Origin of the sequence: uncultured Polaribacter sp. (genome assembly GCF_947501385.1) — a bacterium.
In the GTDB taxonomy this organism is placed as follows: domain Bacteria; phylum Bacteroidota; class Bacteroidia; order Flavobacteriales; family Flavobacteriaceae; genus Polaribacter.
This window is the reverse complement of the sequence record NZ_CANMVP010000017.1, coordinates 1-25,027: the sequence shown is the minus strand read 5'-3', so window position 1 is coordinate 25,027 and position 25,027 is coordinate 1. Positions and strand designations below refer to the sequence as shown.

Here is a 25,027-nt window from a genome sequence, read left to right as displayed (position 1 = left end):
TTCAAAAACCTTGTAGGTATATACTAAAAAAAGGAAAATAGAATAATTTTAATTTGGGCGTTTTAACGGGCTTTCATTACTCGCTTTTTTTGAGAAAAACAAAAAAGAGCTCAAACAGACCATTCAATCCCTAACGCAGATTGCTAGTTTACATACATCCTGCAAGGTTTTCAAAACCTTGTAGGTCTAAATGATAAAAACAAAAATACCTACAAGGTCTTTGAGACCTTGCAGGAGAAACAAATAAATATGAAAATATTAATTTTAGACAATTACGATTCGTTTACCTACAATCTGGTGCACATGGTAGAGAAAATTACAGGAAATTTGCCTGCAGTTTTTAGAAACGATGAAATCAGTATTGCAGATGTTGGAAACTACGATATGATTATGTTGTCTCCAGGACCAGGAATTCCAGAAGAAGCAGGCATTTTAAAAGAAGTCATAAAAACCTATGCAGGCATCAAACCAATATTCGGAGTGTGTTTAGGTTTGCAAGCCATTACAGAAGTTTTCGGCGGAAAAATCATCAATTTAGAAGATGTTTTTCACGGAGTTGCCACAGAAATGAGGGTAACAGATAAAAATGCAATTATTTTTAAGGATGTTCCAGAAACATTTTTAGCGGCAAGATATCATTCTTGGGCAGCAACAGATGAAGGTTTTCCAGAAGAAATACAAGTAACTGCAAGAGATGAAGATGGCTTAATTCAAGCCATTGAGCATAAAATGTTTCCAATTTCTGCGGTTCAATTTCATCCAGAATCTATTTTAACAGATGTTGGTGAGCAATTGGTGAGGAATTTTATCAACTCCTGCAAGGTTTCCAAAACATCCTGCAAGGTTTTCAAAACCTTGTAGGTATTTTAAATTATACCTACAAGGTCAAAAAAAGACCTTGCAGGAGAAAAAAGGATACTGAAATAAATTCAGCATACATGAAACAAATTTTAAACAGACTATATAATCACGAAAGACTATCAAAATCAGAAGCAAAACAGATCTTAATCGATATGGCTTCAGAGAAATATAATGATGCACATTTAGCATCTTTTATGACAGTTTTTATGATGCGTCCAATTACGGTAGATGAGCTTTCTGGTTTTAGAAACGCATTAAAAGAATTGGCTATAAAAGTAGATTTTTCTGATTATAACACGATCGATATTGTGGGAACTGGTGGTGATGGAAAAGATACATTCAACATCTCAACCTTAACTTCATTTATTGTGGCAGGAACAGGTCAGAAAGTTGCAAAACACGGGAATTATTCGGTGTCTTCGCAATCTGGTTCATCAGATATGTTAGAGAGTTTTGGATATCAATTTGCCAATGATGAAAACGTTTTGAAAGAACATTTAGAAAAAGCAAATATCTGTTTTTTACACGCTCCTAAATTTCATCCAGCAATGAAAGCTGTGAGTCCTACAAGAAAAGCATTGGCATTAAAAACGTTTTTTAATATGTTAGGTCCTTTGGTAAACCCGAGTTCACCAAAAAATCACCTACTAGGAACTTTTAATTTAGAAATTGCACGTTTGTATAATTATATTTTACAAGAAGAAAATATCAATTACGGAATTATTCATGCGTTAGATGGTTATGATGAAATTTCTTTAACAAGCGGATTTAAATTATTCACTAAAAACGGAGAACAAATTATAAATCCAGAAGATTTAGGACAGAAAAGAATTCAGCAATCAGAAATATTTGGAGGAAACTCTGTCGCAGATGCAGCAAAAATATTTCAATCTATTTTAGATGGAAAAGGAACAGATGCACAAAACAGTGTGGTGTTAACAAATGCTGCTTTTGCTTTAACAATTGTTGATGAAACAAAAAGTTTTGAAACTGCTTTTGAGGAAGCAAAAAGTTCATTATTTGGATTGAAAGCAAAACAAACATTAGAGAAATTAGTAAGTTTATAGAAATTAGAGACCTCACAGGTTTTAAAACCTGTGAGGTCTGGTAAGTCAAAAATAAAATGACAAAAAAGAAAAATAATATAATTCTAATTATTCCAGCCTTTCTTATGATGGGAGCGGCTGTAGGAATTCAAACAAAAAGTATTATTAAACATACAGTTGTAGGATTAATTGTTGGAGTTATAGTTTACTTTTTTTTGTTGTATAGAAATAAAAAGATAAATAGTAATAAATAATGTCTCCTCGAGCATTACTGAAATCAAAATATATTTTGATTGAAAGTAGCAAACGCAGTTTTCGAGAGGTTAAATTTAGGTCTCGACTGCGCTCGACCAGACATAAAGTTAAAAATAGTAATGACAATTTTAGATAAAATAATCGCATTTAAAAAGAAGGAAGTTGCCAAGATAAAAGCAGAAGTTCCTGTAAATAAATTAGTGGAAAGTCCGAGTTTTGGAAGAACCACTTTTTCATTAAAAAAATCTTTGTTAGAAGTGGGTTCCACAGGAATTATTGCAGAATATAAAAGACAATCTCCCTCCAAAGGAATTATCAATGACAAGGCAACCATTGCAGAAGTTACCAACGGATATTTAGATGCAAATGTAGCCGCACAATCAATTTTAACCGATACTTCATTTTTTGGAGGAACGATGGCAGATTTGATGGAAGCAAGAGTTATCAATCAGCAAAAACCAATCTTAAGAAAAGATTTTATTGTAGATGGATTTCAGATTGTAGAAGCAAAAGCAATTGGTGCAGATGTAATTTTATTAATTGCTTCTTGTTTGACATCCACAGAACTAAAAAATTACGGAAATTTAGCAACAGATTTAGGAATGGAAGTTTTGTATGAAGTGCATACCCAAGAAGATTTGGATAAAATTAATGATTTGGATAATAAGATTATCGGGATTAATAATAGAAATTTAAAAACGTTTGAAGTTGATTTAGAGCATTCTATTAAATTGGCAGATCAAATACCAGATTCTTGCTTAAAAATTTCAGAAAGTGGAATTTCTGATCCAAAAATTATTATTGGTTTAAAAGAATTTGGGTTTCATGGTTTTTTAATTGGAGAAAATTTTATGAAAGAAGAAAATCCTGGAGAAGCTTGTCAAGAATTTATGAGTCAGATTCGATAGCCCATCCTAACCTTCCCAAAGGGAAGGGACTCTTACTGTTGTGAAAATAAATATCTTGAAAAAAATAAATAAAAATAAAGAAAATGATTCTAGTTTGCTTCCCTTTGGGGAAACAGGGGCTTTATCTTTTGACCCAATTTTGCCACAAAATCCTAAAGTGTTTATTATAGGAACAATGCCTGGCAAACAATCTTTGAGGAAACAGCAATATTATGCAAATAATAGAAATTCGTTTTGGAAAATTATTTATGAACTTACTGATGAGGTTTTTAGCGAAAATTATGCAGAGAGAATTGATATGTTAACAAGAAATCATATTGGATTATGGGATATTTGTCAGTTTGGCAATAGAAAAACGAGTTTAGATTCTGATATTAAAAATGAAGTTCCGAATCCGATTAATGAAATTATAGAAATGTATTCATCAGTAAAACAAATTATTTTCAATGGAAAGAAAGCGGAGAAATTATATTTTAAATATTTTAGCGAAATCGAAGGAGTCGTTTATGAAACCGTTTTATCTACAAGTCCTGCAAATGCAAGGTTTTCATTTAGAGAAAAGTTAAATAATTGGAAAACAGCAATCCTATGAAGTTGAAAGTTTGCGGAATGAAATATGTGGAAAATATCCAACAAGTTGCAGCGTTGCAACCTGATTATTTAGGTTTTATTTTCTATGAAAAATCGAAAAGAAACTTTGAAGGTATTATTCCAGAATTGCCAAAATCAATCAAGAAAACAGGTGTTTTTGTAAATGAATATAAAGAGATTGTAATATCTTTAGTTGAAGAATATGGTTTGGATGCAATTCAGTTACACGGAGACGAATCTGTAGAATATGTTACAGATTTAAAAAATCAATTAGCAGAAAGACGTGCTTTGTTTAGTGAAGAGAATAAACAAATTAAAAAGAAGAAAAATCAACATAAAATTTCTAAAAACGAAATAGAAGTTATAAAAGTATTCGGAATTAAAGACGAATTCAATTTTGATATTTTAAAACCCTATTTAAACGTTGTAGATTATTTTTTATTCGATACCAGAGGAAAAGAAAGAGGAGGAAATGGTACAAAATTTGATTGGTCTGTTTTAGAAAAATACCCTTTTGAGAAACCATTTTTTTTAAGTGGAGGAATTGGTTTGAAAGATGTGGAGAACGTTTTGTCATTCTTGCGCAGGCAAGAATCTAAATATTGTTATGCTTTAGATGTAAATAGCCAGTTTGAAAGTAAACCAGGAGTTAAGAAAATAGAAGAATTAAAGAAATTTAAAAAAGACCTCACAGGTTTTCAAAACCTGTGAGGTCTGGAAAATTGATAAATATGAAAAGTAAGTTTCAACCCGATGAAAATGGATATTTTGGACAATATGGAGGTGCATTTATCCCAGAATTGCTATATCCAAATGTGAAGGAATTAGAAGATAATTATATTCAAATTATTGAATCTGAGGAATTTCAGACGGAATATAAGTCTTTGTTAAAAGATTATGTAGGTCGTCCAACACCTTTGTATTTAGCAAAAAGATTGTCAGAAAAATACGGAGCGCATATTTACTTAAAACGTGAAGATTTAAATCATACTGGTGCACACAAAGTAAATAATACGGTTGGTCAGATTTTAATTGCTCAAAAATTGGGCAAAACGAAGATCATTGCAGAAACAGGAGCAGGGCAACACGGAGTTGCAACAGCTACCGTTTGTGCGCTAATGGGACTGGAATGTACTGTCTTTATGGGTGAAAAAGATATTGTTCGTCAAGCGCCAAACGTTGCAAGAATGAAAATGTTAGGCGCAAAAGTGGTTCCTGCAACAAGCGGAAGTAAAACACTAAAAGATGCAACAAATGAAGCAATCAGATATTGGATTCAGCATCCAGATACATTTTATTTAATTGGTTCGGTTGTGGGGCCACATCCACATCCAGATATGGTGGCACGTTTGCAAGCAGTTATTTCTGAAGAAATGAAATGGCAATTAAAAGAAAAAACAGGTAAAGAAAACCCAGACACTATTATTGCTTGTGTTGGTGGAGGTTCTAATGCTGCGGGTGCTTTTTATCATTATATGGATGATGAAGAGGTAGAGTTAATTGCTGTGGAAGCTGCTGGTTTAGGTGTAAATTCTGGTGAGAGTGCGGCAACTTCTCAATTAGGAGAAGTTGGAATTATTCATGGAAGTAAAACCATTCTAATGCAAGATGAATACGGGCAAATTGAAGAGCCATATTCTATTTCTGCTGGATTAGATTATCCTGGAGTTGGTCCGTTACACGCTTTTTTATATGAAAGTGGCAGAGCTAAATTTATGAATGCGACAGATAAAGAAGCATTGGCTGCGGCTTATGAGTTGACTAAGATAGAAGGAATTATTCCTGCTTTAGAAACGGCGCATGCTTTGGCTGTTTTGCCAAAAATGGATTTGAAAAAAGACCAAGTTGTAGTCATAAATTTATCGGGTAGAGGAGATAAAGATTTGGATATTTATAGTAAATATTTAGAGGAATAAATTTTAAAGAATTGTCACCTTGAGCGCAGTCGAAAGGTTATGACAATTTGTACGAATAGTTCTCGACTGCGCTCGAACAGACATTATTAAGACTATGAATTCAATTCAAAAATTATTTCAAAAAAAAGATCAAAATCTTTTATCAATTTATTTTACTTGCGGTTTTCCAGAGTTGAATGACACTACAAAAGTTATTTCAGAACTAGAAAAACATGGCGTAGATTTTATTGAAGTTGGTTTGCCGTATTCAGATCCTTTGGCTGATGGTCCAACAATTCAAGAAAGTAGCCAGAAAGCTTTAGAAAATGGAATCAATTTAGATCTTATTTTCGATCAATTAATGACGATAAAAGCAACCAATAAAACCCCTTTGGTTTTAATGGGCTATTTGAATCAAATGCTAAAATATGGCGAAGATAAATTCTGTCAAAAAGTAGTAGATTGTGGAATTGATACTTTAATAATTCCTGACTTACCAATGGTAGAATTCGAGAATCATTACCAGCAATTATTTGATAAGTATGGATTGACAAACGTGTTTTTAATTACACCAAATACAGAAGAAGAACGAATTAGAAAAATAGATTCCTATACAAAAGCATTTATTTATGTGGTGGCATCATCATCAATTACGGGTGCAAAAGGAGAAATTTCGAATCAGCAAATTGATTATTTTGATAGAATTAAAGCTATGAATTTAAAAAGCAAATTGATTATTGGTTTTGGTATTTCTGATAAACAAACCTTTCATACTGCTTGTAAATATGCGAATGGAGCAATTATTGGTTCTGCTTTTATAAAAAATGTAGCTAAAAATGGCGTTGATAAAATTGATGCTTTTATAACTCCTATTATATCATAAAAAAGCGAAACTTTTATAAGTTTCGCTTTTTTATTTTATGAGAGGTAAATTTAGTTTACACGAATTAGTTTAATATCAAAAACTAGAACCGCTCCTCCAGGAATCCCAGATCGTCCATTAATACCGTAGCCTAAATCATAAGGCACAATTAGAATACCTTCTCCACCTTCTTTAAAAAGTTGTAATCCCTCTGTCCAACCTTTAATCACTTGATTAAGACCAGTAGTGTAACCACTTGAATTTTTATCAAAAACAGTACCATCTAAAAAATATCCTTTGTAGGCAACTGTTACATTAGAAGTGCTATTTGGTCTAGTTCCGTTTCCTGCTTCGTTTATAACATAGTATAAACCAGAAACTGTTCTTTTAGCATTCAAATTATTAGCTTCAATATATGTAATGATATCGGCTTCTGTTTGAGCCTCAACTTTTGAATCTTCAGAACAGGATATTAAAAGAATTGTAAATAGAAATAAAGTTAAATAGGATTTCATTTTTTATAATTTTTAATTTAATTGCGAATATATTTTGAAAAATTTAATAAACTTTCTCTCCATTTAAAAAAGTTGATATTACTTTTGTTTCTGGTATTTTACTTCCTTTAACTTGCATTATGTCTTGGTTTAAAATGATAAAATCTGCAAACTTACCAACTTCAATACTCCCTTTTTCTTCTTCTTCAAAGTTAGCATATGCAGCCCAAATGGTCATTCCCCTTAAAGTTTCTTCTCTAGTGAGTGCATTTTCCATTTGAAAACCTTCTTTTGGGTAATTTTCTAAATCTTTTCTGATAGTCGAGGCATAAAATGTTAGAAACGGGTTTACTTGTTCTACAGGAAAATCTGTTCCCAAAGCAATTTTTCCATATTTAGTTAATAAGTCTTTAAACGCATACGCACCTTTCATTCTTTGTGTACCAATTCTATCTTTTGCCCAATACATGTCTGAAGTAGCATGTGTAGGTTGAACTGACGGTAAAATATTATTAAAATTCTCGAAGTCTTCTTCAGAAATTATCTGTGCATGTTCAATTCGCCAGCGCCTATTTTTAGTATTTTGTAAAACTTCCTTATAGGTTTTTAACATCCAAGTATTTGCTGAATCTCCAATGGCGTGCGTGTTCATTTGATATGCTGAAGCGGCTATTTGTTTTGCGATTTCTTGGTATCTTTCTGGAGCATAGATCAAAGCTCCAAAATGATTTTCTCTATCTGAATAGGATTTGCGCATTGCAGCGCCTCTAGAGCCTAAAGCACCATCTCCATAGACTTTAAAAGAACGCACATTTAATTTTTCTGTCTTAATGATTCCTTTATTGATGTAATAATCTATTTGTGTTTGCTTGTCTCCAGAAACCATGGCATACACTCGCATTTTTAAAATTTTAGCTTGTTGCAGACTATCCATTAACTCAATGATATTCCGATCTAACCCAGCATCATCAACAGTTGTCAAACCGTAAGAAAAGGCTATGTTTTGAGCATCTAAAAGACCTTGAATGGCTGCTGTCTTCGAAGTTTTTGGGAGTTTGACAAAATCCATAGCAGCATCAATCAAAACACCCGTCATTTTTCCATCTTTTAAAATGATTTCACCACCAGAAACTTTGGTGTTTTCTGTAATTTCTGCTAAATCAATGGCAGCTTGATTTACTAATAAAGCGTGACCATCAACTCTGCCAATAGCTACAGGAATTGTTGGAAATAATACATCTAATTTTTCTTTTGTTGGAAACTCTTTTACTTCCCAATCATTTTGATCCCAACCACGTCCTGTAATAAATGAAGTGTTTTTTTCTTTTTGAAAATCGACTAATTTTTGTAAAACTTCATCATAACTTTTCGTGCCTTCCAGAGAAACCTTTTGCTGTTGCAAACCCATTCTGTAAAAATGACAATGTGCATCTATAAGCCCAGGAACAATAGTTTGGTTTTTAGCATCTATAACTGAATCAGATTCGTATTTTCCTTCAATCTCTTCATTTTTTCCAATGGCAACAAAAATTCCATCTTTTATGGCAAATGCTGTTGCTTTTTCAAAATTAGAATTTACAGTATAGGTGTTAGAATTCATCACTATTAAATCTACTTTTTCCTTACTACAGGAGGAAAATGTTAATAGAGGAATTAAGAATAAAAGTGTTTTTTTCATTTTTTGATTTATGAGTTTTTATACATAATATAAGCGCAATACATTAATAGAAATTGAAGTGGAATTCTTATGTAGGCTATTTTTTTAGAGCCAATTGCAGGTCTTACTTTTGTTGCGTCCCAAATATGAATAGGTAAAAAAAGAAGCATCAATATAAGAATACCCATTGCTGCATTTTTTACGGTTTCAGGAAAGAATAATCCGAATCCTACTATAAATTCTATAGCTCCAAAAATATAGTTGACTATTTTCTTAGGAAGAAAATCTGGTATAAAATTTTTAAAGAACTTCGGTTTTATCAAGTGCATAATTCCTGCAAAACAAAATAAAATTCCAAAAGTAATTCGTAAAATAAGTACAGCAGTTTCCATGTAAATTATAGTTTTACTAAGGTATTGTTGTATAAATATTTGTCCATTAAATACACAATACTTGCCATAGAGGCACTTCCTAATTCTAATTCGCGTTTGTTTACTTTATCAAAAGTATCTCTGCTTGTATGATGATAATCAAAATAACGCTGACTGTCTGGCCTGTAACCTACCAAAGTTACATTTTCTTCTTTTAAAGGTGAAATATCTGCACCACTTCCGCCTTTGTCTAAATCGTGCAAACCATAAGGAGATAATAACGTTTTCCAGCTTTGTAAAAGTTTTGTATTCACGCTATTTGCATCTATAGAAAAACCTCTTGGTGTATGACCACCAGCATCAGATTCCAAACCACCAATATGATTTTCTTTGTTTAGTTTTGCTAATTCAGCATATTTTTTTGCACCACGAGTTCCGTTTTCTTCATTCATAAAAAAAACGATTCTGATGGTGTTTTTTGGTTTGATGTTATTCTTTTTAAATAAATAGGCAACTTCTAAAGATTGTACAACTCCTGCACCATCATCATGTGCGCCTTCACCTAAATCCCAAGAATCTAAATGACCACCAACAACAAAAATATTTTGAGGTGTTTCGGTCCCTCTAATTTCGCCAACTACGTTAAATGAAGGTGCATCTGGTAACGTTTCACAACTTTGCTTAAAGTAGAATTTTAAATTTGGATTTTCTTTTAAATCTTCACTTAAAATATTTGCAGCGCTACTACTTATCGCAGCTGTAGGAATGTGTTGCTCTTGTGGTAAATCTCCATAACTCATGGTTCCCGTATGAGGGAAATCATCAACAGCATTGGTCATAGAACGCACAATTACGCCTTTTGCACCAAATTTACCACAAACTGCTGCGCCTTGTACTCTTTGATCTACACAGCCACCGTAAGCGCTAAAAGTATTGATTAAGGTATTGTCAAAAGGTCTGTTGAAAAATACAATTTTACCATTCATTTTTTCTCCTAAAGCTTCAGCTTCTGCTAAAGATGTAACCTCTAAGACTTCAGCTAAAATTCCTGAGTTTGGTGTGGCTACAGAAAAGCCTAAAGCACAAATGGGTACCTTCTTTTGAATGCTGTTTGTAGCATATGTTGCCACCTCTTTTTCTCCTCTTACCCAATGTGGCACCATTACATGTTGCAACCAAACGGAATCTAAACCCACTTCTTTCATTAATTTTTCTCCCCAAAGAACAGCTTTTGCTGCTTCGGGAGAACCTGAGAGTCTACCACCAATGTTTTGTGTTAAATCTCTTAACCATTCATAAGATTTACCATCGATTAAGGCACTATTGAATAGAGTTTTAATCTTTGTTGAATCAATTTTTTCTTCGGAAGAAAGTCCTTCTGATTCAATTTTTTCTGGTTTTGTATTGCAGGAAATTACGAGTGAAGAGAGTAAAATTAAGAGTAGTATTTTTTTCATGAATTGTAAGTTTAGTTTGGTATAAAATTACAAAAATGAAATGAGAAATTAGTTGATTTAAATTTTGAAGTTTTAAAATTTTCTAACTACTAGATTTATCAAAAATCGAACTTATAAGTGATTCCTCCTAAAATTTGAAAGCCTTGTGTGTCAAAATTTGCAAAACGCTGATAATCTGTATTTAAAATATTATTCAATCTTAAAAACGCAGAGAACTTGTCATTAAAATGGTAACCACTATCTAAATTAAGATCTATAAATGAGTTTAAAGTCTGAATGCCAGTTAAACTTGAAGGAAATGTAGCGTCGTATAAAGCATCTTTTCGCTCACTTACATAAAAAATATTGGTTGTTGCATACCATTTGTTCGCTTTGTATTTGGTTAATAAAGCACCTTGCAGGGTTGGTAAATTCCAGCTTTCTAAAGCGTTTGTAGTTGTATACTTATCAAACTGAATTTGTGATGCAAAGGTTATGTGCTTATCGTATTTATATTCCGCTTCAGCAAAAATTGAAGTTGTTTGCACATCATCATAAAAAATCCCAAAAGAATTTCCGTACTCATATCCTTTGATAGCTTCGCCATTAAAAACAGCAGATGTACCCTCTGATTTTGAATTATTCCTAAAAAATAAAGGTTTGTCCTCTTCTTTTTTAGTACTTGCTTTTATATGATAACTAAGAGCGCTTGTTAAATTTCCTTTGAACCCAATAAATAAATTTGAAGTTTCTGCAGTTTGAGTTATAAATAGGGTAGGGGAAACATACGGATTCTCTTCTGTAAATTGCTTGTATGTATTTGTATGTAAATTACCAGTTACGCCTGCATACGCATTGATGTATTTTTTTATAATAGGTGTTTCAACCAATACATCTGGGTATAACAGGAAGTTGGTTAGCTCATTTTCTAAATCAAATGAAACAAAAGTTTTGAACCCAGCTTTTAAAGAAAAACCAAGAGAATTCATTTGATATTCAGGATGTAGTCTGAGCGTTATTTGATTGTAATCGATTTCAGTAGCGTCATTATAACTATTTTTAAATGTTCCTTTTAAGAATTCAACTCCTGTGTTTACTGAAATTTCATTGAAGTCTTTATTTAGAAAATCTAATGGTAAATCTAGGTTCGCATCGAAATCTGCTAAAATTTCTGAACTTTTGTATTTGTCTGTAAAATAAGCAGCAGCGATGGTTCCGTTTTCGATATAAGAATCATGAAATTTAAAATCTCCTGCCAGTTTAAAATAGTTGTAATTTTGAGCTTCCGCTATAGTATTTACAACAGTTTCGCTAAAGTTTCTGTTTGAAGGCAAACCATACCAATTGTAATTATTTCTTTCTGAATCTAAACTTACTTTCCAATCAAAATACCTTGCTTCTTGTTTAAAAAAAGTAGCTGCGCTAAAATTCGAAAAATTACTATTCAAAATAGAATTTCTTACATTTTCTTCTGAAGCATTGTATTTTACATGCACACCAAACTCATTGTCAAACCGTGTGTTTTTATAGATAAATAACTCTGCAAAAGGACTGGTATAATTCCCAAAACCAGCAGCTATATAATTGTTGTAAATACGTTCTTTTATACCTACATCAATTCCTTTCACCACTCCTGTTTTAGGAATAAAAGTAGAGGCAACGGGCGCAGAAAAGATCGTATAATTTAATTTTTTCTTTGCACTTCTTTTGATCAGTTTAATCGTAGGATTGTTCTTTATCTTTTTAGCGTCTGCAATTTTAGGATTGTATTTTGTAACTACATTTACAATCTCTGTTTCTACAATTGTATCTTTCTTTTTTTCTTGTGCATTTGTAGAAAAAAATCCGATTAAAACGATGTAAATTAGAAAGCCTTTTTTCATTAGTTCTTTTTTTCTGGAGTTACTGAATTGTTTGTTTTGGCTTCGTTTTCTTTAATAGTATTCAATTCTATTTGTGCTTCTTTTACAATGTCGTCAAATTCTTTAAAGTTTTTTATCACATTTTCTAACACAAATGTTGCTTGATAAATATCATTTAAATCGTAATAATTTTTCCCCATTATGACATAACTTTTTACAGCCCAGTATTTATAAGCCGCATATGTAGCGATCAATTTTTGCACTATTTTATTAGAAGATTCATACTCTTTTTGTTGATTCTTAAAATAAGCATTGTAGTACAAAGCTTCTGCTTTTAACGCTCCGTTTGCAGTTTTTTCTATGGCAGTGTAATATGCTTCAGCAGTACTGATATCTTCATTTTTAATTGAAGATCTTGCAATAATAAGTTTCGCATCATTTTCTACCTGAGTGTCTAACTTGTCTTTCTGCAATATTTTTTTTGCATATACGATGGCAAGATCATAGGCTTCTGTTTCGTAATACCCTTTCATTAAATTACTCTGCGCAAATAAAATGTTTTCAGAAATGTAAGCAACTTGTTCTAATCTATCTAAAAGCGGAAGTGCATTGTTAAACTCGTTTTGTTCTAAATAAATTTGTGACAATTTGTTTAAAGATTCCTCAGTAAATTCAGAGGGATCTTGATCAATAATGACTTGGTAATTAGAAATTGCTTTTCTAAACTCTTTTGTTTTAAAAAATACATCAGCCAAATAGTAATTGGCCTTTAGTTTGTGAATTCCTTCAGGGAATTCTCTAATATATTTCTGAAGACTTTTTATAATTTCTTTTGAAGCGTTAGATTCTAAATATTTTTTCTCAGCCACAGCAAAAGTTGTATTGTCTATTTCTGAGTTGGTAATATTTACAAATTTTAAGGTAGAAATCCAATTTACATAATCCTCTAAATTGCCTTCATCGATATATACATTTCTAGCATTTGCTACAGCTTCTAAGGCATCTGGTGAATTAGGAAATCGAGCAGCAACTTCTTTGTATTTCATTAAAGATTGTTGATTTTTTCCATCGTTATAATACAACAAACCTTGTCTTAATAAGGCTCTTGATAAAAAGATGCTTTTAGGATGTTTTTCTAGCAACCGATCATACGCAAAATGCGCATTTTTAGGCTCTTTTAATTTGGTATAAGTGTTGGCAAGTTGATATAAGGCATCATCTTTTAAATTAGAAACTTCATAATCGTTAATTACTTTTTTTAATGATTGTATTTTGTCTTTATTACGATCTATAAAACCATAACTCATACCAATTTGATATGTTGCATAATCTGCACCCAAACCAAAATTATCTGTAACGTTTTTATAAGACTGAATGGCCTTTTTATAATTTGTAGTAGCAAAATAACTGTCTCCCAAACGAATAAATGCATCGTATTTTAAATCCTCTGAAATCGAGTCTAATTTTAAGAAATCCTTAAATGCTTCTCCAGCTTTTTCATATTCTTTTAACTTAAAATGGCTGTACCCAATATTATAATCTACCAATACAAAATCATCTTTTTTATGAGCTGTTAAAGACTTATTTAAAATGATGAATTTCGTTAAAGCATCTTTATAATCTTCTAACCTGTATTTGGTTTCAGCTTCCCAGTATTGAGCTCTTAATTTTACTTCTTTAGTTTCAGATTTTTTTCCTTTAGCCAAATAAGGCAAAGCTTCTGTGTAATTATTTTCATTAAATAATTGAATACCTCTATACAAAGAAACCTCTAAGCTTAACTGTATGTTTTCAAGAGATTTCTTTTCGGATAAGTATTTTAAAGCACCTTCATAATCTTGCTGATTCAAAAACGAAGAAACCACCAATTCATTTATTTCTTTATAAGCTTTCGATTTCGGATAGTTTTTTAAATACGCTTGCAAAACTTCAGAAACAGGCTCAAAAGGATTGCCCGCTTCATAACTTAATTTCGCATAATTTAATGCAGCATCTTCTTGAATGCTTTTATCAAAATCCATTTCAGAAGCAGATTTAAAAGCATTTAAAGCCTCTGCTTTTTTCTCTAAATTCATATAACATTCGCCTAAATGATAATAAGCATTTTGAGAAACTGTATTATTTTGATCAATAATTTTGTTGAAATTATTTACAGCATTTTCAAAATCGTTTTGCTTGTAATTGGCATATCCTAGTTGATAGAAATCGGTGTTGTTCCACTTGCCTTTTTTTCCTTTGTAAGCTTTTAGATACGGAATAGATGCCGCGTATTTTTCTAGATTGAAATAACTCTCACCAATAATTTTAGAAACGTCAGATTTTAGTTTTCTATCAATAGTTGGTAACAATTCTAAGCCAACTTCTATACAGCGCTCAAATTTACCCGACTTAAAACTAATGTCTAATAAATAGTAAGATATTTCTGCTTTGTAAGAAGCATTCTCTGCAATTTCTTTTAAAGTTGATTCTGCAACACCATAATCTTCTAACTTATAAGAAATAAAACCGTAGTAATATCTAGACTCATTACCATATTTACCATCATTAATTAAAGGCAAAAAACGTGCTTTTGCTAACTCTAAATTATTGGTAACAAGTAAACTGTAGCCCATTTTAAAGTTTAATTCTTTTTGGTTTTCTCTAGAAAGCTCATCAATAGCTACTTTTTGAAACCATTTTAAAGCATAAGCAGCTCTTTTATTACCAAAATAATAATTTGCTACGTTCAAAAAAGCTTCATTCTTTTTGTTACTATTGGGATGTTCTTCAACAAAAGCAAGCACTTTTTTATCTGCGTCTGTTTGATTCAATTTTATAGCACACATTGCTTCGTAATAACTAGCATCAGATTTTAAATTAGATCCAATAGCTGCAAATTCATTTACTTTTGCAAATGTTTTTTGAGCCGCCGCATACGCTTTTGTATTGTACAATTTTAACGCATTGTTAAATACCGTTACATCTGTTGCATCTGCAATTGTTTGTTGTGAAAAAATGCTGCTTCCAACTAATAAAATACACAAAGACAGCATCAGTTTCTTAAAAAAACGAAATTTCATATACTAATTTTTATACTCAAAAAGGATAACGAACAAATCTTTAATTTGTTGGATAGGGGAAGAAAAAAATACTACAATTTTAATCAAAAATAACAATTGTTGGCAATTCATAGTAAAAAATCAACAGAAACTTTTAAGTTTGTAGAAACTACTTTATATTATGGAAAATCTTGTGCTACAATTAGAAAATGCAGATATTTATCAAAGAGATAACTTGGTGCTTTCTAAAGTGAATTTAACGGTTAATAAAGGAGATTTCTACTATTTAATAGGGAAAACAGGAAGTGGGAAAAGTAGTTTAATGAAAACTTTATATGGTGATTTGCGATTGCAAAGAGGTACAGGAACTATTGTAGATTTCGATTTAAAACAATTAAAAGAAAAGCAAATTCCTTTTTTAAGAAGAAAAATAGGAATTGTTTTTCAAGATTTTAAGTTATTAAATGATAGAAATGTATTTGATAATTTAAAATTTGTTCTAAAAGCAACGGGTTGGAAAGACAAAGAACTCATTAAGAATAAAATTAATGAAGTGTTAGATAAAGTAGGAATGAAGTCTCAATATTATAAAAAAACTTTTGAACTATCTGGAGGCGAACAACAAAGAGTTGCAATTGCTAGAGCTTTATTAAACGATCCAGAATTAATTTTGGCAGATGAACCTACAGGGAATTTAGATCCTAAAACTTCAATGGAAGTAATGGAACTTTTGAATGAAATTCATAAAAGTGGAAAAACGATTTTAATGGCAACGCACGATTACCAACTGATTGTAAAGTTTAAGCAAAAAACATTGAAGTGTGAAGGCGGAGAACTGTTTGAAGTTGCGCAACAAGCTACTGTTTAATGCTTTCTGTTCTTATACCCACATATAATTACAATGCTTTTTTTTTGGTTGAAAAGATGCATCAACAATTAATCTTAGAAAAGATAGATTTTGAAATTATTTGTTTCGATGATGGCTCTAAATCTTTACTGAATACTAAAAATGAAGAGATCAATACCTTGTCTTTTGCTGTTTTTAAAAGTTTGGAAAATAATATTGGTAGAAGTGCTATTAGAAATTTACTGGCTAAAAAAGCAACTTACAAATGGTTGCTCTTTTTAGATGCAGATGTTATTCCTTCAGCATCTAATTTTATAAAAAAGTATGTGGCTTGTTTTCAACAAAATAACACTGTTTTTTGTGGCGGATTGTTATATGAAGATAAAAAAGAAAATTTCAACTTATTACGCTATAAATACGGAAAAAAACACGAAGAAGTTTCTTTAGAAAACAGGGAAAAGAATCCTGAAAAGTATTTTTTTACAGCAAATTTTTTAATTCATAAAGAGGTTTTTAACTCAGTTAAATTTGAAGAGAAATTAATGCAATATGGTAGAGAAGATTTATTATTTTCTTTAGGCTTGATTAAAAAAGGTTACAAAATAAAACACATAAATAATGAAGTTTTTCACCTAGGAATAGACAATAATGCATTGTTTGTTTCTAAGACTAAAAAAGCAATGGAGAATCTTGTTTTTTTAGAGAACCAGCAATTGATTGATGAAAAAGAAATTTCTTTATTAAATTTAGTGAAAAGAATAAAAACCATTAAAATGACCAAATTAGTTGGAAATTTGAACGCTACTTTTGAAAAATTAGCAATTAAAAAGTCTTCGGTTTTTTTCTTAAATTGTATGAAAGTTAGTTATGTGTGTTATTTAAAATCGGAACATGAATAGAAACGAAATTGCTAATTTAATTTACAATCAATTAGACAAAAATAAAGAAACGTTAACGGCGCAGTTTCTAAAATCTAAAGAGGCTATTGGTTATTTTTTTATAGATGATTTGTTGCCTAAAGATTTAGCTTTAGAAATTCACAATAAGTTTCCTTCATTAGAAAAAACGGTAAAAAGAAAAAGTTTACGAGAATACAAGTTTACTGCCTACCAAATGAATACGTACGATTCTTTATTAGAAGAAATAACCTACGCTTTTCAAGACAAAAAAGTAATTCAACTAATTTCTGAAATTTGTGATTTAGAAGAAATTTATGGTGATGAAAATCTATATGCTGGTGGTTTGTCTCTAATGAAAAAACACAATTTCTTGAATCCGCATTTAGATAACTCTCATGATAAAGACAGAGATAGGTGGCGTATTTTAAACTTACTTTACTATGTAACTCCAAATTGGCAACTCGAAAATGGTGGAAATTTAGAAATTTGGCCCAATGGATTAAAAGAACCACAAACCATTATTGAAAGTAAGTTTAATCGTTTGGTAGTGATGACGACGCATCAAAAATCTTGGCACTCTGTAAGTAAAGTTAAAAAAGATGCAACAAGGTGTTGTGTGTCTAATTATTACTTTTCTAACAAGCCTTTATTAGCTTCAGATAATTTTCGTGTAACAACTTTTAGAGGAAGGCCTTCAGAAAAAGTAAAAGATCTTTTTTTAAGAGTTGATAACGGTTTGCGTTCAAATTTGCGTAAAATATTTAAAAACGGTGTGAGAGAAAATCCACATCAATATAAAAAATAACTATTTTAAATTTTTAAAAATAGAAAGTAATTTTTCTTCTTGTTGCTCCCAAATTAATTTAGTTTTCGCGACTTTTAATTCCTTTGTAAAATCTTTTTCTAATAGCTGTTTAATCTGTGTCGCTAATTTTTTTGGAGCTCTATTTCTCACGATTTCACCAACATGATAATCTAAAACTACTTGTTTCATTTCTGGTAAATTAGAAACTAAAATTGGCACTTCTGCTTGTATGTAATCAAATATTTTATTTGGCAGTGCAAACCTGTAATTGAGCCCAAGATCTTCTTCTAAACTTATTCCTAAATCTGCAAGCGGTGTTATTTTGTGTAATTCATTCGGAAGCATTGTTCCTAAGAAAAAAACTGTATGATCTAGTTTTTTTTGAGCAACTTTTTCTTTTAAAACACTATACATATCACCATTTCCAATAATTATTAAAATATGGTTATTTAAGAAATCCATGGTTTCTATAAGTAATTCTAAACCGCGCCCAATGTTAATTGCTCCTTGGTATAATATTATTTTTTTGCCATTTGTTTCAAGCGAAAGTTCACCTTTTTGAATCTCTTTTTTAGAAGGGAGATTTAGAATAGTTTCAAAATTAACATTGTATGCAAGTTTATAAAATGTTGCAATACTGTTACAAACGGTATAGTTGTTTTTTATTTTTGGTACAATCCACTTTTCTAAATTAAGCCAGACTTTTTTTATATTAGGTCTGTTTACAAGTTCAGGAATTTCGGGAAAAAGTTCATGACTATCAAAAACAATTTTTTTATTCTGAATGCTACTAATTAAATAGTTTGGTAACAACGTGTCTAAATCATTAGCCAATAAAATATCTTTCTTTTTAAATAATAAATAGCAAAATAATCTAAAATTAAATTCCGCAAAAAATAAAAAACCTGTATTAAAAAATAGCTGAAATCTTTTTGTTTTGTATTTTCTTTCTAGTGGTTTGCTGTTTTTTAGCTTTCTACCAATTAGCAAAACATCAAAGCCATTGTTAAATAAAGAGTTGCAAACTTTTGCAACTCTTTGATCTGTAGATAAATCACTCGTAACAGAGATAATTATTTTTTTCAAACTAAATTAATTTACTGCAATATAGAAACAATCCAATAGAATTGAAAGTTAGCTGTAGTTTTAGATATTTGAAAAATAATTATTATTTCTTTTTTTTACTATATTTTTTATTAAATTAATAATTTTATGTAGTAAATTATATGAAAAATATAATTATATTTGAATAAATAGTTGTAGTACTATAAATAAAGCTAAAAAGAAAAATATTTAAATTATAGATTAAATTTTTATAGAGTATAACAAAAACCTTTCCTCCAATTAATATCTTACTTTATAAAGTAAGTCTATTTTTTACATGATACATTGCATCAAGTTTAATAATAATACAACAGTATTTATGAGTAAATGTCCTTCATGCAAATCTGGTTCAAAAAAAAGAATCTCTAAAAGTTTTGTTTTTAGAATATTTCCAAGAACAAAAATTTATAAATGTTATGAATGTAAAGTTAAGTATATAAAAACACCTTTTCTACCCTCAGCAATCATTATAAAAAGAGGAATTCATAAAGATTAACTTTTACTTATTGTAAAAGACAAAACCTCTAAACGAATTAGAGGTTTTATATTTTTGTGGAGACGCCGAGAATCGAACTCGGGTCCAAACAAGCAGCCAAAAAGCTTTCTACATATTTAGTTCTTACTTAATTTTCGATCTAAAGCTGATTAAGAACAATCCACTTTAAACTTATCTTCTTTAGTTTCAAAAACTTGCCAAAGTATCAAGTTTTCTATGTTTACTTTTACGATATCCAAAAGTGAAACGCCGTAAACCAAGGCTGTTCGTGGACATAAAGCTTGCACACCTAGTGTGCCGAGGCCAATCCTACTATAATTCGGATTATGCAGCTAAAGCGTAGTTATCTTCGCCGTTTAAAAAGGTGAAATTAGGTTTAACGAGTGTTATTTCATAACTCGATATGCTTACAAATTCACTGTCCTTGCTGTCAAAACCAGTCGTCCCCTATATTAATGAGATCGTAAATTTTAATTTACGTAATCGAATTTATGCTGAATTTATTTCAGCATTCAATCAAACTCACTTGTTTATTTCAATGAACACTAATTATTAAAGCAAAAATAATACCAATAAATTAGAGCCCTGTCTGCCGCAGGCAGGGCTTTTTTCTTCTGTCATTCCTGCGCAGGCAGGAATGACAGAAGAAAAAGGATATCGCCTCTCCCGAACCCTTGGGGCTTAACGCGGTCTGCAAAAGTACAAAAAGTTCTAAGTTTAGCAACAGTAAGTTTTAAAGAAAAATTAAGAAAAATGAACAAGGAGAATTATTATTTTTATACCTTAAAATTCAAACGATGATAAAAGAAGGCACAAACGTACAATGGCAATGGGGAAAAGGAACAGCAACAGGTAAAGTACAAGAAACCTACAAAGAAAAGATAAGCAAAACCATAAAAGGATCTGAGGTTACAAGAAACGGAGAAGAAGGTAATAAAGCACTCTATATAAAACAAGAAGATGGAGATTTTGTGCTAAAATTAGAAAGTGAAGTAGAAAGAGTTGATTAACTTTTTGTAAGTCTCTTCAAAATAAAATACCTTCGGGCAAATTTACAGAAATATGAAGTTTGGCATTATCAAAGAGCGTAAAAATCCACCAGATAGAAGAGTTGTTTTTTCACCAAAAAAGTTACAAGAATTTAAAGAAAAATTTCCAAAAGCAACGATAGTTGTAGAAAGCTCAGACATTCGAGTTTTTTCTGACAATCAATATAAAGAAGTGGGTATAGAGGTAACTAAGAACATGTCAGATTGTGATGTTCTTTTCGGTGTAAAAGAAGTGCCTATTGATGCTTTACTTCCCCATAAAAAATACTTTTTCTTTAGTCACACGATTAAAAAACAACCTTATAACAGAGGTTTATTAAATGCAATTTTAGATAAACATATAGAATTGTACGACCACGAAACAATTATTAAAGAAAACGGAGCACGTTTAATTGGTTTCGGGCGTTATGCAGGAATTGTTGGCGCTTACAATGGTTTTAGAGCAATTGGTTTAAAAAATGAGAGTTTCAGTTTACCCAAGGCAGCAACTTTAGACAGTCAAAAAGAATTAATTAAAGAGTTAAATAAAATAGAAGTACCAAACCTTAAAATTTTGTTATCTGGAAATGGCAAAGTTGCTTACGGCGCAAAAGAAATGCTAGATGCAATGAACATTGATAGAATTTCTGTTGAAGATTATTTATCTAAAAGTTTTGATACACCTGTTTACTGCTTGGTTGATGTTTTAGATTATAACAAACGTAAGGATGGAAAAGTGATCAATAATCAAGATTTTTACGAGAATCCGGAAGCTTATAAATCTGACTTTATGCGTTTTGCAAAAGTAACTGATTTTTTTATCGCGGGTCATTTTTACGGAAATGGTGCGCCTTATTTATATACAAGAGAAGATGCAAAATCAACAGACTTCAACATTAAATTCGTAGCAGATATTTCTTGTGATGTAGATGGGCCTGTGGCTTCAACATTAAGGGCTTCTACCATTGCAGAACCTATTTATGGTTATGACCCCAAAACGGCATCAGAGGTAGATTATAAAAATGAAAATGTAGTTGTAGTAATGGCTGTAGACAATTTACCCTGTGAACTTCCTAAAGATGCGAGTGAAGGTTTTGGCGAAATGTTCTTAGAAAATGTAATTCCTTCATTTTTTAATGACGATAAAGACGGCGTTTTAGAGCGTGCAAAAATGACAGAAAACGGAAAGCTTACAGAGCGATTTTTATATTTGCAAGATTATATAGATGGAAAAGAATAGTGTTCAGTTGGCAGTAAGCAGTTTTTCAGTTAGCAGTTTTCAAGAATATTTAAACTTTTTTCCTCTTAAATAATGACTCAAGATCAACAATTTCTAATCGATTTATCGAAAATGAGAATGCCTTTTGGAAAATATAAAGGCACATTCTTAATTGATTTACCAGAGCATTATATTGTTTGGTATCATAATAAAGGCTTTCCAAAAGGGAAACTTGGGCAACAGATGCTACTAGTTTATGAATTGCAATTAAATGGTCTAGAAGATATCATTAGAAAAATTAAACTCGATTACTCTTAAGAAGAAACAATAAATAAAAAAACAATTACATTTACTTTACCTATCAACAAACTATTCAAATTATGGTTTTAAAATACGTTTATTTCGGATTTGCTATTTTAGGCATTTTCTTTTTCTTCTTTTTATTGAAAAAATTCTTTAAGTGGTTGCAATCTAAATTAGATACCTTAGATAGAAATGTACTTTTTAAAAAGGCAGAAATTGTTAACTTTTTTAAATTTATAACACCAAGAAGAGAAAAACACATTTTAAAATTTGTTGTAAAAACATTAAGAATTGGTGTTAGTATTTTCTTTTTAATTATTTATTTACCTTTTCTTTTTAGCTTAATGCCAGGTACAGAAGAATATGCAAATAAAGCTTTAGAATATATTATGAAGCCAATTCATTATGTTTTAGCCAAATTTTTAGCTTTTATTCCTGGGTTTTTCTTTATTGTTGTAATTTTTTTCTTAACAAAATACCTTCTTCGTTTTTTAAAATATTTAACAGGTGAATTAGAAAGAGAAGCGGTTAGATTAGATGGTTTTCATGCAGATTGGGCTAAACCAACTTTTAATTTAATAAGAGTGGTTATTATTGCTTTTGCTGCAGTAATTTGTTTTCCTTACATTCCAGGTTCTCAATCAGATGCTTTTAAAGGAGTCTCTATCTTTTTTGGGGTGTTATTTTCTTTAGGTTCTACAGCAGCAATTTCTAATATTGTTGCAGGGGTTGTAATAACATATATGAGACCTTTTAAAGTAGGCGATCGAGTAGAGATAGGAAATACTGTGGGTGATGTTACCGAGAGAAGTTTATTAGTTACACGAGTTAAAACCATAAAAAATTTAGATGTAACTGTACCAAATTCTACAATTTTAGGAAACCATATTATAAATTTTAGTAAAAATGCAGCAGAAGAGGTGGGTGTTATTTTACATACTTCTGTGACCATTGGGTATGATGTTCCTAGTGGAGATGTGATTCAAGCTTTGGTAAAAGGGGCAAAGAATACACAAATGATCCTTGAAAAGCCAGTACCTTTTGTTTTGGTGAAAAGTTTAGATGATTTTTATATCAATTATGAAATTAATTGTCATACCAAAAATCCTGAAAAATCTGCCATAATTTATTCGTATTTACATGAAAGTATTAAGAACGAATTGCACAATGCAGGTATCGAAATATTGTCTCCACATTACAATGCTGTTAGAGATGGAAACGTGTTAACGGTTCCACCAGAAAATGTTCCTAAAGGATATGTAAAGCCTGGGTTTAAGATAGGGAACTGAACTCTTTTTTAAGAATTTTTTCAATAAGTATTATGGTGATAATTCCCAGAGTATAGGCAACTAAATAACCACCTATCGTAAATTTTGTAATAAATATTTCTAAAAGAAACCAACTTAGAATTTAAATGAAACCAGCTGAAGCTTACATATTAAAGCAACCAGAGCCTTTTAAATCTATTTTATTGCATTTGCAGATTCTAATTGAAACCAATTTTCCTGAAGTGGATTTGCAATTCAAATGGAAAATTCCTTTTTATTATTTACATGGCAAACCATTTTGTTATCTCAATCCATCAAAAAAGAAAGGCTATGTAGACGTTGCTTTTTGGGTTTCTGCACATTTAAAAAAATACAACGAGTTTTTAATTTCTGAAAATAGAAAAGTGGTAAAATCTTTAAGATACAGCGCTATTGAAGATATCAATGAAAAAGTATTATTAGCTGTGTTAAAAGAAGCACATTTGTTAAAGGACAAAGGTTTTTACAAAAGAAAATAACTTCATCTAGTCTCAGATTGAGCTCAATTGAAATGGAAAACTAGTTCCTAATCTTTTAAAGGAAACTATTCAGTTTTAAATTGAAGGGCAACGTCGTTATTTAAATAAAGATACAACTCAGAGTTTTTTTTTGGTTTGGGAATAGACAGTGTAGTAATTTCATTTTCTACACTTAAAATGGGTTTTAAAGCATACTTATTCTCCTTAAAATTATAAATTATTGAAGATTTTAAAGCTAAATTTTTAAATTGTAAGATGATGCTTTTATCTTTCTCTACTGAAATAATTCCTTTCTGTGGAGAAATCAACGTTGCTTTTGAAGCTAAAAATTCTTGTCCGTAAATTGGTTGATTGTAAAATTCTTTCAACGTAATTCTACCAAATCTTAACACCCAAATAGATTCTTCTGGAAAATGAGTTTTAAAAATTTTCTCTTTGGGAATCTTGTAAAAATAATTATTGTATTTTTTTACCCACTTTCCATTTTCTTCATAACCTGCTGCCCAAGTTGCATCTAAAAGCACCCATTTTTTATTAATTTTTACAGCATTCCAAACATGATTAGATGTCGTTGCTGGTTTTCCAATTTCACTAGGAACATTTCTAACAAAACCTTTTATAACAGCAGCTTCAATACCAAGTAAGTCGCAGATTTTCTTAAAAGATTGTGCATACTCTTCACAAACACCTTTCTTAGTTCTAAAAGCAATGTTTATAATTTGATCTTTCGCAGCTTGAATTTTTTGTAATTTTTCTACTTCAGTAGCATATCTAAAACTAATATTTCGCTGTTTTGGATTGTAATATTCTTTTAAATTGTACCGAATGTTTTTGGCCAGCCAAAAAAATGCAGCACGTACTTTTTCTTCATCTTCTGAAAAATCTTTATCAATTCTTGAAGCCAAATTTTCAACTTTAGAAAAACGAGGATATTTTAAAACTTTAGCATCAACATTTATAAAATCTTGCGAATTCATAGTAATTGAAAAACATAAAAATAAAACGAAGAAATATTTCATTGTAGAAAATGATTTGTAATTCTAGATAAACAATTATTGTGCCTTTTTATTGTTTTAAAAATAAAGACCCTTCAGGTTTTTAAAACCTAAAGGGTCTGAAAGTTTGTTTCTTTGATCTTTTGAAAGAATTTTTATTATTTTTCTACTTTTTGCATGACAAAAATTATAAATTATTGAGTTATACGTTTAGCTTCTGTTTTATTAATTTTTGATATACTGGCTTTTCTTCAACCATCCTACAAATC

At 30.6% G+C, this 25,027-nt stretch carries 24 protein-coding genes and 1 other RNA gene; 16 read left to right on the top strand and 9 right to left on the bottom strand.

The annotated features are described in order from the left end of the window. Positions 1 to 249: 249 nt before the first annotated feature. The 8 genes from Q0998_RS11955 to trpA all read left to right on the top strand — a co-directional run bounded on the left by Q0998_RS11955 (position 250) and on the right by trpA (position 6,439). The gene (locus tag Q0998_RS11955; RefSeq protein WP_299670203.1) at positions 250 to 861 is read left to right on the top strand and encodes an aminodeoxychorismate/anthranilate synthase component II; all 612 of its coding nucleotides are present in this window, start codon (positions 250 to 252) and stop codon (positions 859 to 861) included. Positions 862 to 938: 77 nt separating this feature from the next. Continuing rightward, on the top strand, positions 939 to 1,928 hold the full coding sequence (gene trpD / locus Q0998_RS11950) for an anthranilate phosphoribosyltransferase (protein WP_299670202.1): 990 nt from the start codon (positions 939 to 941) through the stop codon (positions 1,926 to 1,928). 56 nt (positions 1,929 to 1,984) lie between these two features. Beyond that, positions 1,985 to 2,161, top strand: a complete 177-nt coding sequence (locus Q0998_RS11945) for a hypothetical protein (protein WP_299670201.1) — start codon at positions 1,985 to 1,987, stop codon at positions 2,159 to 2,161. Positions 2,162 to 2,281: 120 nt separating this feature from the next. Continuing rightward, a complete protein-coding gene (trpC, locus tag Q0998_RS11940) occupies positions 2,282 to 3,070 on the top strand; it encodes an indole-3-glycerol phosphate synthase TrpC (RefSeq protein WP_299670200.1) in 789 nt (262 codons plus the stop codon). A 55-nt stretch (positions 3,071 to 3,125) separates the two neighbouring features. Next, the gene (locus Q0998_RS11935) at positions 3,126 to 3,662 is read left to right on the top strand and encodes a DNA-deoxyinosine glycosylase (RefSeq protein WP_299670199.1); all 537 of its coding nucleotides are present in this window, start codon (positions 3,126 to 3,128) and stop codon (positions 3,660 to 3,662) included. Then, positions 3,659 to 4,372: a phosphoribosylanthranilate isomerase gene (locus Q0998_RS11930; protein ID WP_299670198.1), complete on the top strand. Its 714-nt coding sequence runs from the start codon at positions 3,659 to 3,661 to the stop codon at positions 4,370 to 4,372. The genes Q0998_RS11935 and Q0998_RS11930 overlap by 4 nt, the downstream gene beginning before the upstream one ends. Positions 4,373 to 4,392: 20 nt before the next feature. Then, positions 4,393 to 5,577, top strand: coding sequence for a tryptophan synthase subunit beta (trpB, locus tag Q0998_RS11925; protein WP_299670197.1), 1,185 nt, complete (start codon positions 4,393 to 4,395; stop codon positions 5,575 to 5,577). A gap of 94 nt (positions 5,578 to 5,671) precedes the next feature. Then, the gene (gene trpA, locus Q0998_RS11920; protein WP_299670196.1) at positions 5,672 to 6,439 is read left to right on the top strand and encodes a tryptophan synthase subunit alpha; all 768 of its coding nucleotides are present in this window, start codon (positions 5,672 to 5,674) and stop codon (positions 6,437 to 6,439) included. A 50-nt stretch (positions 6,440 to 6,489) separates the two neighbouring features. On the opposite strand, the gene Q0998_RS11915 is transcribed toward trpA, so the two are convergent. The 6 genes from Q0998_RS11915 to Q0998_RS11890 form a co-directional block, all read right to left on the bottom strand. Next, positions 6,490 to 6,933, bottom strand: coding sequence for an FKBP-type peptidyl-prolyl cis-trans isomerase (locus Q0998_RS11915; protein WP_299670195.1), 444 nt, complete (start codon positions 6,931 to 6,933; stop codon positions 6,490 to 6,492). Positions 6,934 to 6,976: 43 nt separating this feature from the next. Next, positions 6,977 to 8,590: an amidohydrolase gene (locus tag Q0998_RS11910; RefSeq protein ID WP_299670194.1), complete on the bottom strand. Its 1,614-nt coding sequence runs from the start codon at positions 8,588 to 8,590 to the stop codon at positions 6,977 to 6,979. Between the two features lie 8 nt (positions 8,591 to 8,598). Next, positions 8,599 to 8,961 (bottom strand): MauE/DoxX family redox-associated membrane protein, encoded by a 363-nt coding sequence (locus Q0998_RS11905; protein WP_299670193.1) that lies wholly within the window; start codon positions 8,959 to 8,961, stop codon positions 8,599 to 8,601. A gap of 5 nt (positions 8,962 to 8,966) precedes the next feature. Next, on the bottom strand, positions 8,967 to 10,397 hold the full coding sequence (locus Q0998_RS11900) for a M20/M25/M40 family metallo-hydrolase (RefSeq protein WP_299670192.1): 1,431 nt from the start codon (positions 10,395 to 10,397) through the stop codon (positions 8,967 to 8,969). A 98-nt stretch (positions 10,398 to 10,495) separates the two neighbouring features. Then, the gene (locus Q0998_RS11895; RefSeq protein WP_299670191.1) at positions 10,496 to 12,259 is read right to left on the bottom strand and encodes a TonB-dependent receptor; all 1,764 of its coding nucleotides are present in this window, start codon (positions 12,257 to 12,259) and stop codon (positions 10,496 to 10,498) included. Further along, positions 12,259 to 15,297 carry a tetratricopeptide repeat protein gene (locus Q0998_RS11890; RefSeq protein WP_299670190.1) on the bottom strand — a complete coding sequence of 1,013 codons (3,039 nt, stop codon included), beginning with the start codon at positions 15,295 to 15,297 and terminating at the stop codon, positions 12,259 to 12,261. Before Q0998_RS11890 ends, Q0998_RS11895 begins: the two co-directional genes overlap by 1 nt. Positions 15,298 to 15,457: 160 nt before the next feature. Here Q0998_RS11890 and Q0998_RS11885 point away from each other — a divergent pair, with 160 nt between their 5' ends. Genes Q0998_RS11885 through Q0998_RS11875 form a run of 3 tightly spaced genes read left to right on the top strand, consistent with a single transcriptional unit; the run spans position 15,458 to position 17,827 of the window. Then, entirely contained in the window at positions 15,458 to 16,144 is a 687-nt protein-coding gene (locus Q0998_RS11885) for an ATP-binding cassette domain-containing protein (RefSeq protein WP_299670189.1), read from the top strand. Further along, the gene (locus Q0998_RS11880) at positions 16,144 to 17,022 is read left to right on the top strand and encodes a glycosyltransferase family A protein (RefSeq protein WP_299670188.1); all 879 of its coding nucleotides are present in this window, start codon (positions 16,144 to 16,146) and stop codon (positions 17,020 to 17,022) included. The genes Q0998_RS11885 and Q0998_RS11880 overlap by 1 nt, the downstream gene beginning before the upstream one ends. Then, positions 17,015 to 17,827: a 2OG-Fe(II) oxygenase gene (locus tag Q0998_RS11875; protein WP_299670187.1), complete on the top strand. Its 813-nt coding sequence runs from the start codon at positions 17,015 to 17,017 to the stop codon at positions 17,825 to 17,827. The genes Q0998_RS11880 and Q0998_RS11875 overlap by 8 nt, the downstream gene beginning before the upstream one ends. On the opposite strand, the gene Q0998_RS11870 is transcribed toward Q0998_RS11875, so the two are convergent. Together Q0998_RS11870 and ssrA are read right to left on the bottom strand one after the other, a co-directional pair. Next, entirely contained in the window at positions 17,828 to 18,913 is a 1,086-nt protein-coding gene (locus Q0998_RS11870) for a glycosyltransferase (RefSeq protein ID WP_299670186.1), read from the bottom strand. A 568-nt stretch (positions 18,914 to 19,481) separates the two neighbouring features. Beyond that, positions 19,482 to 19,875, bottom strand: a transfer-messenger RNA (tmRNA) gene (gene ssrA / locus Q0998_RS11865). A 349-nt stretch (positions 19,876 to 20,224) separates the two neighbouring features. Between ssrA and Q0998_RS11860 the strand changes: the two genes are divergently transcribed. From Q0998_RS11860 to Q0998_RS11840, 5 genes are all read left to right on the top strand, one after another. Beyond that, positions 20,225 to 20,437, top strand: a complete 213-nt coding sequence (locus Q0998_RS11860; RefSeq protein WP_299670185.1) for a DUF2945 domain-containing protein — start codon at positions 20,225 to 20,227, stop codon at positions 20,435 to 20,437. 52 nt (positions 20,438 to 20,489) lie between these two features. Then, a complete protein-coding gene (locus Q0998_RS11855) occupies positions 20,490 to 21,695 on the top strand; it encodes an NAD(P)-dependent oxidoreductase (protein WP_299670184.1) in 1,206 nt (401 codons plus the stop codon). 72 nt (positions 21,696 to 21,767) lie between these two features. Continuing rightward, positions 21,768 to 21,992, top strand: a complete 225-nt coding sequence (locus Q0998_RS11850; protein ID WP_299670183.1) for a DUF3820 family protein — start codon at positions 21,768 to 21,770, stop codon at positions 21,990 to 21,992. A gap of 62 nt (positions 21,993 to 22,054) precedes the next feature. Then, positions 22,055 to 23,266, top strand: coding sequence for a mechanosensitive ion channel family protein (locus Q0998_RS11845; protein WP_299670182.1), 1,212 nt, complete (start codon positions 22,055 to 22,057; stop codon positions 23,264 to 23,266). Between the two features lie 125 nt (positions 23,267 to 23,391). Next, positions 23,392 to 23,763 carry a DUF1801 domain-containing protein gene (locus Q0998_RS11840; RefSeq protein ID WP_299670181.1) on the top strand — a complete coding sequence of 124 codons (372 nt, stop codon included), beginning with the start codon at positions 23,392 to 23,394 and terminating at the stop codon, positions 23,761 to 23,763. 65 nt (positions 23,764 to 23,828) lie between these two features. Here Q0998_RS11840 and Q0998_RS11835 read toward each other — a convergent pair whose 3' ends face one another. Then, entirely contained in the window at positions 23,829 to 24,782 is a 954-nt protein-coding gene (locus Q0998_RS11835; RefSeq protein WP_299670180.1) for a transglutaminase domain-containing protein, read from the bottom strand. Between the last annotated feature and the right edge of the window lie 245 nt (positions 24,783 to 25,027).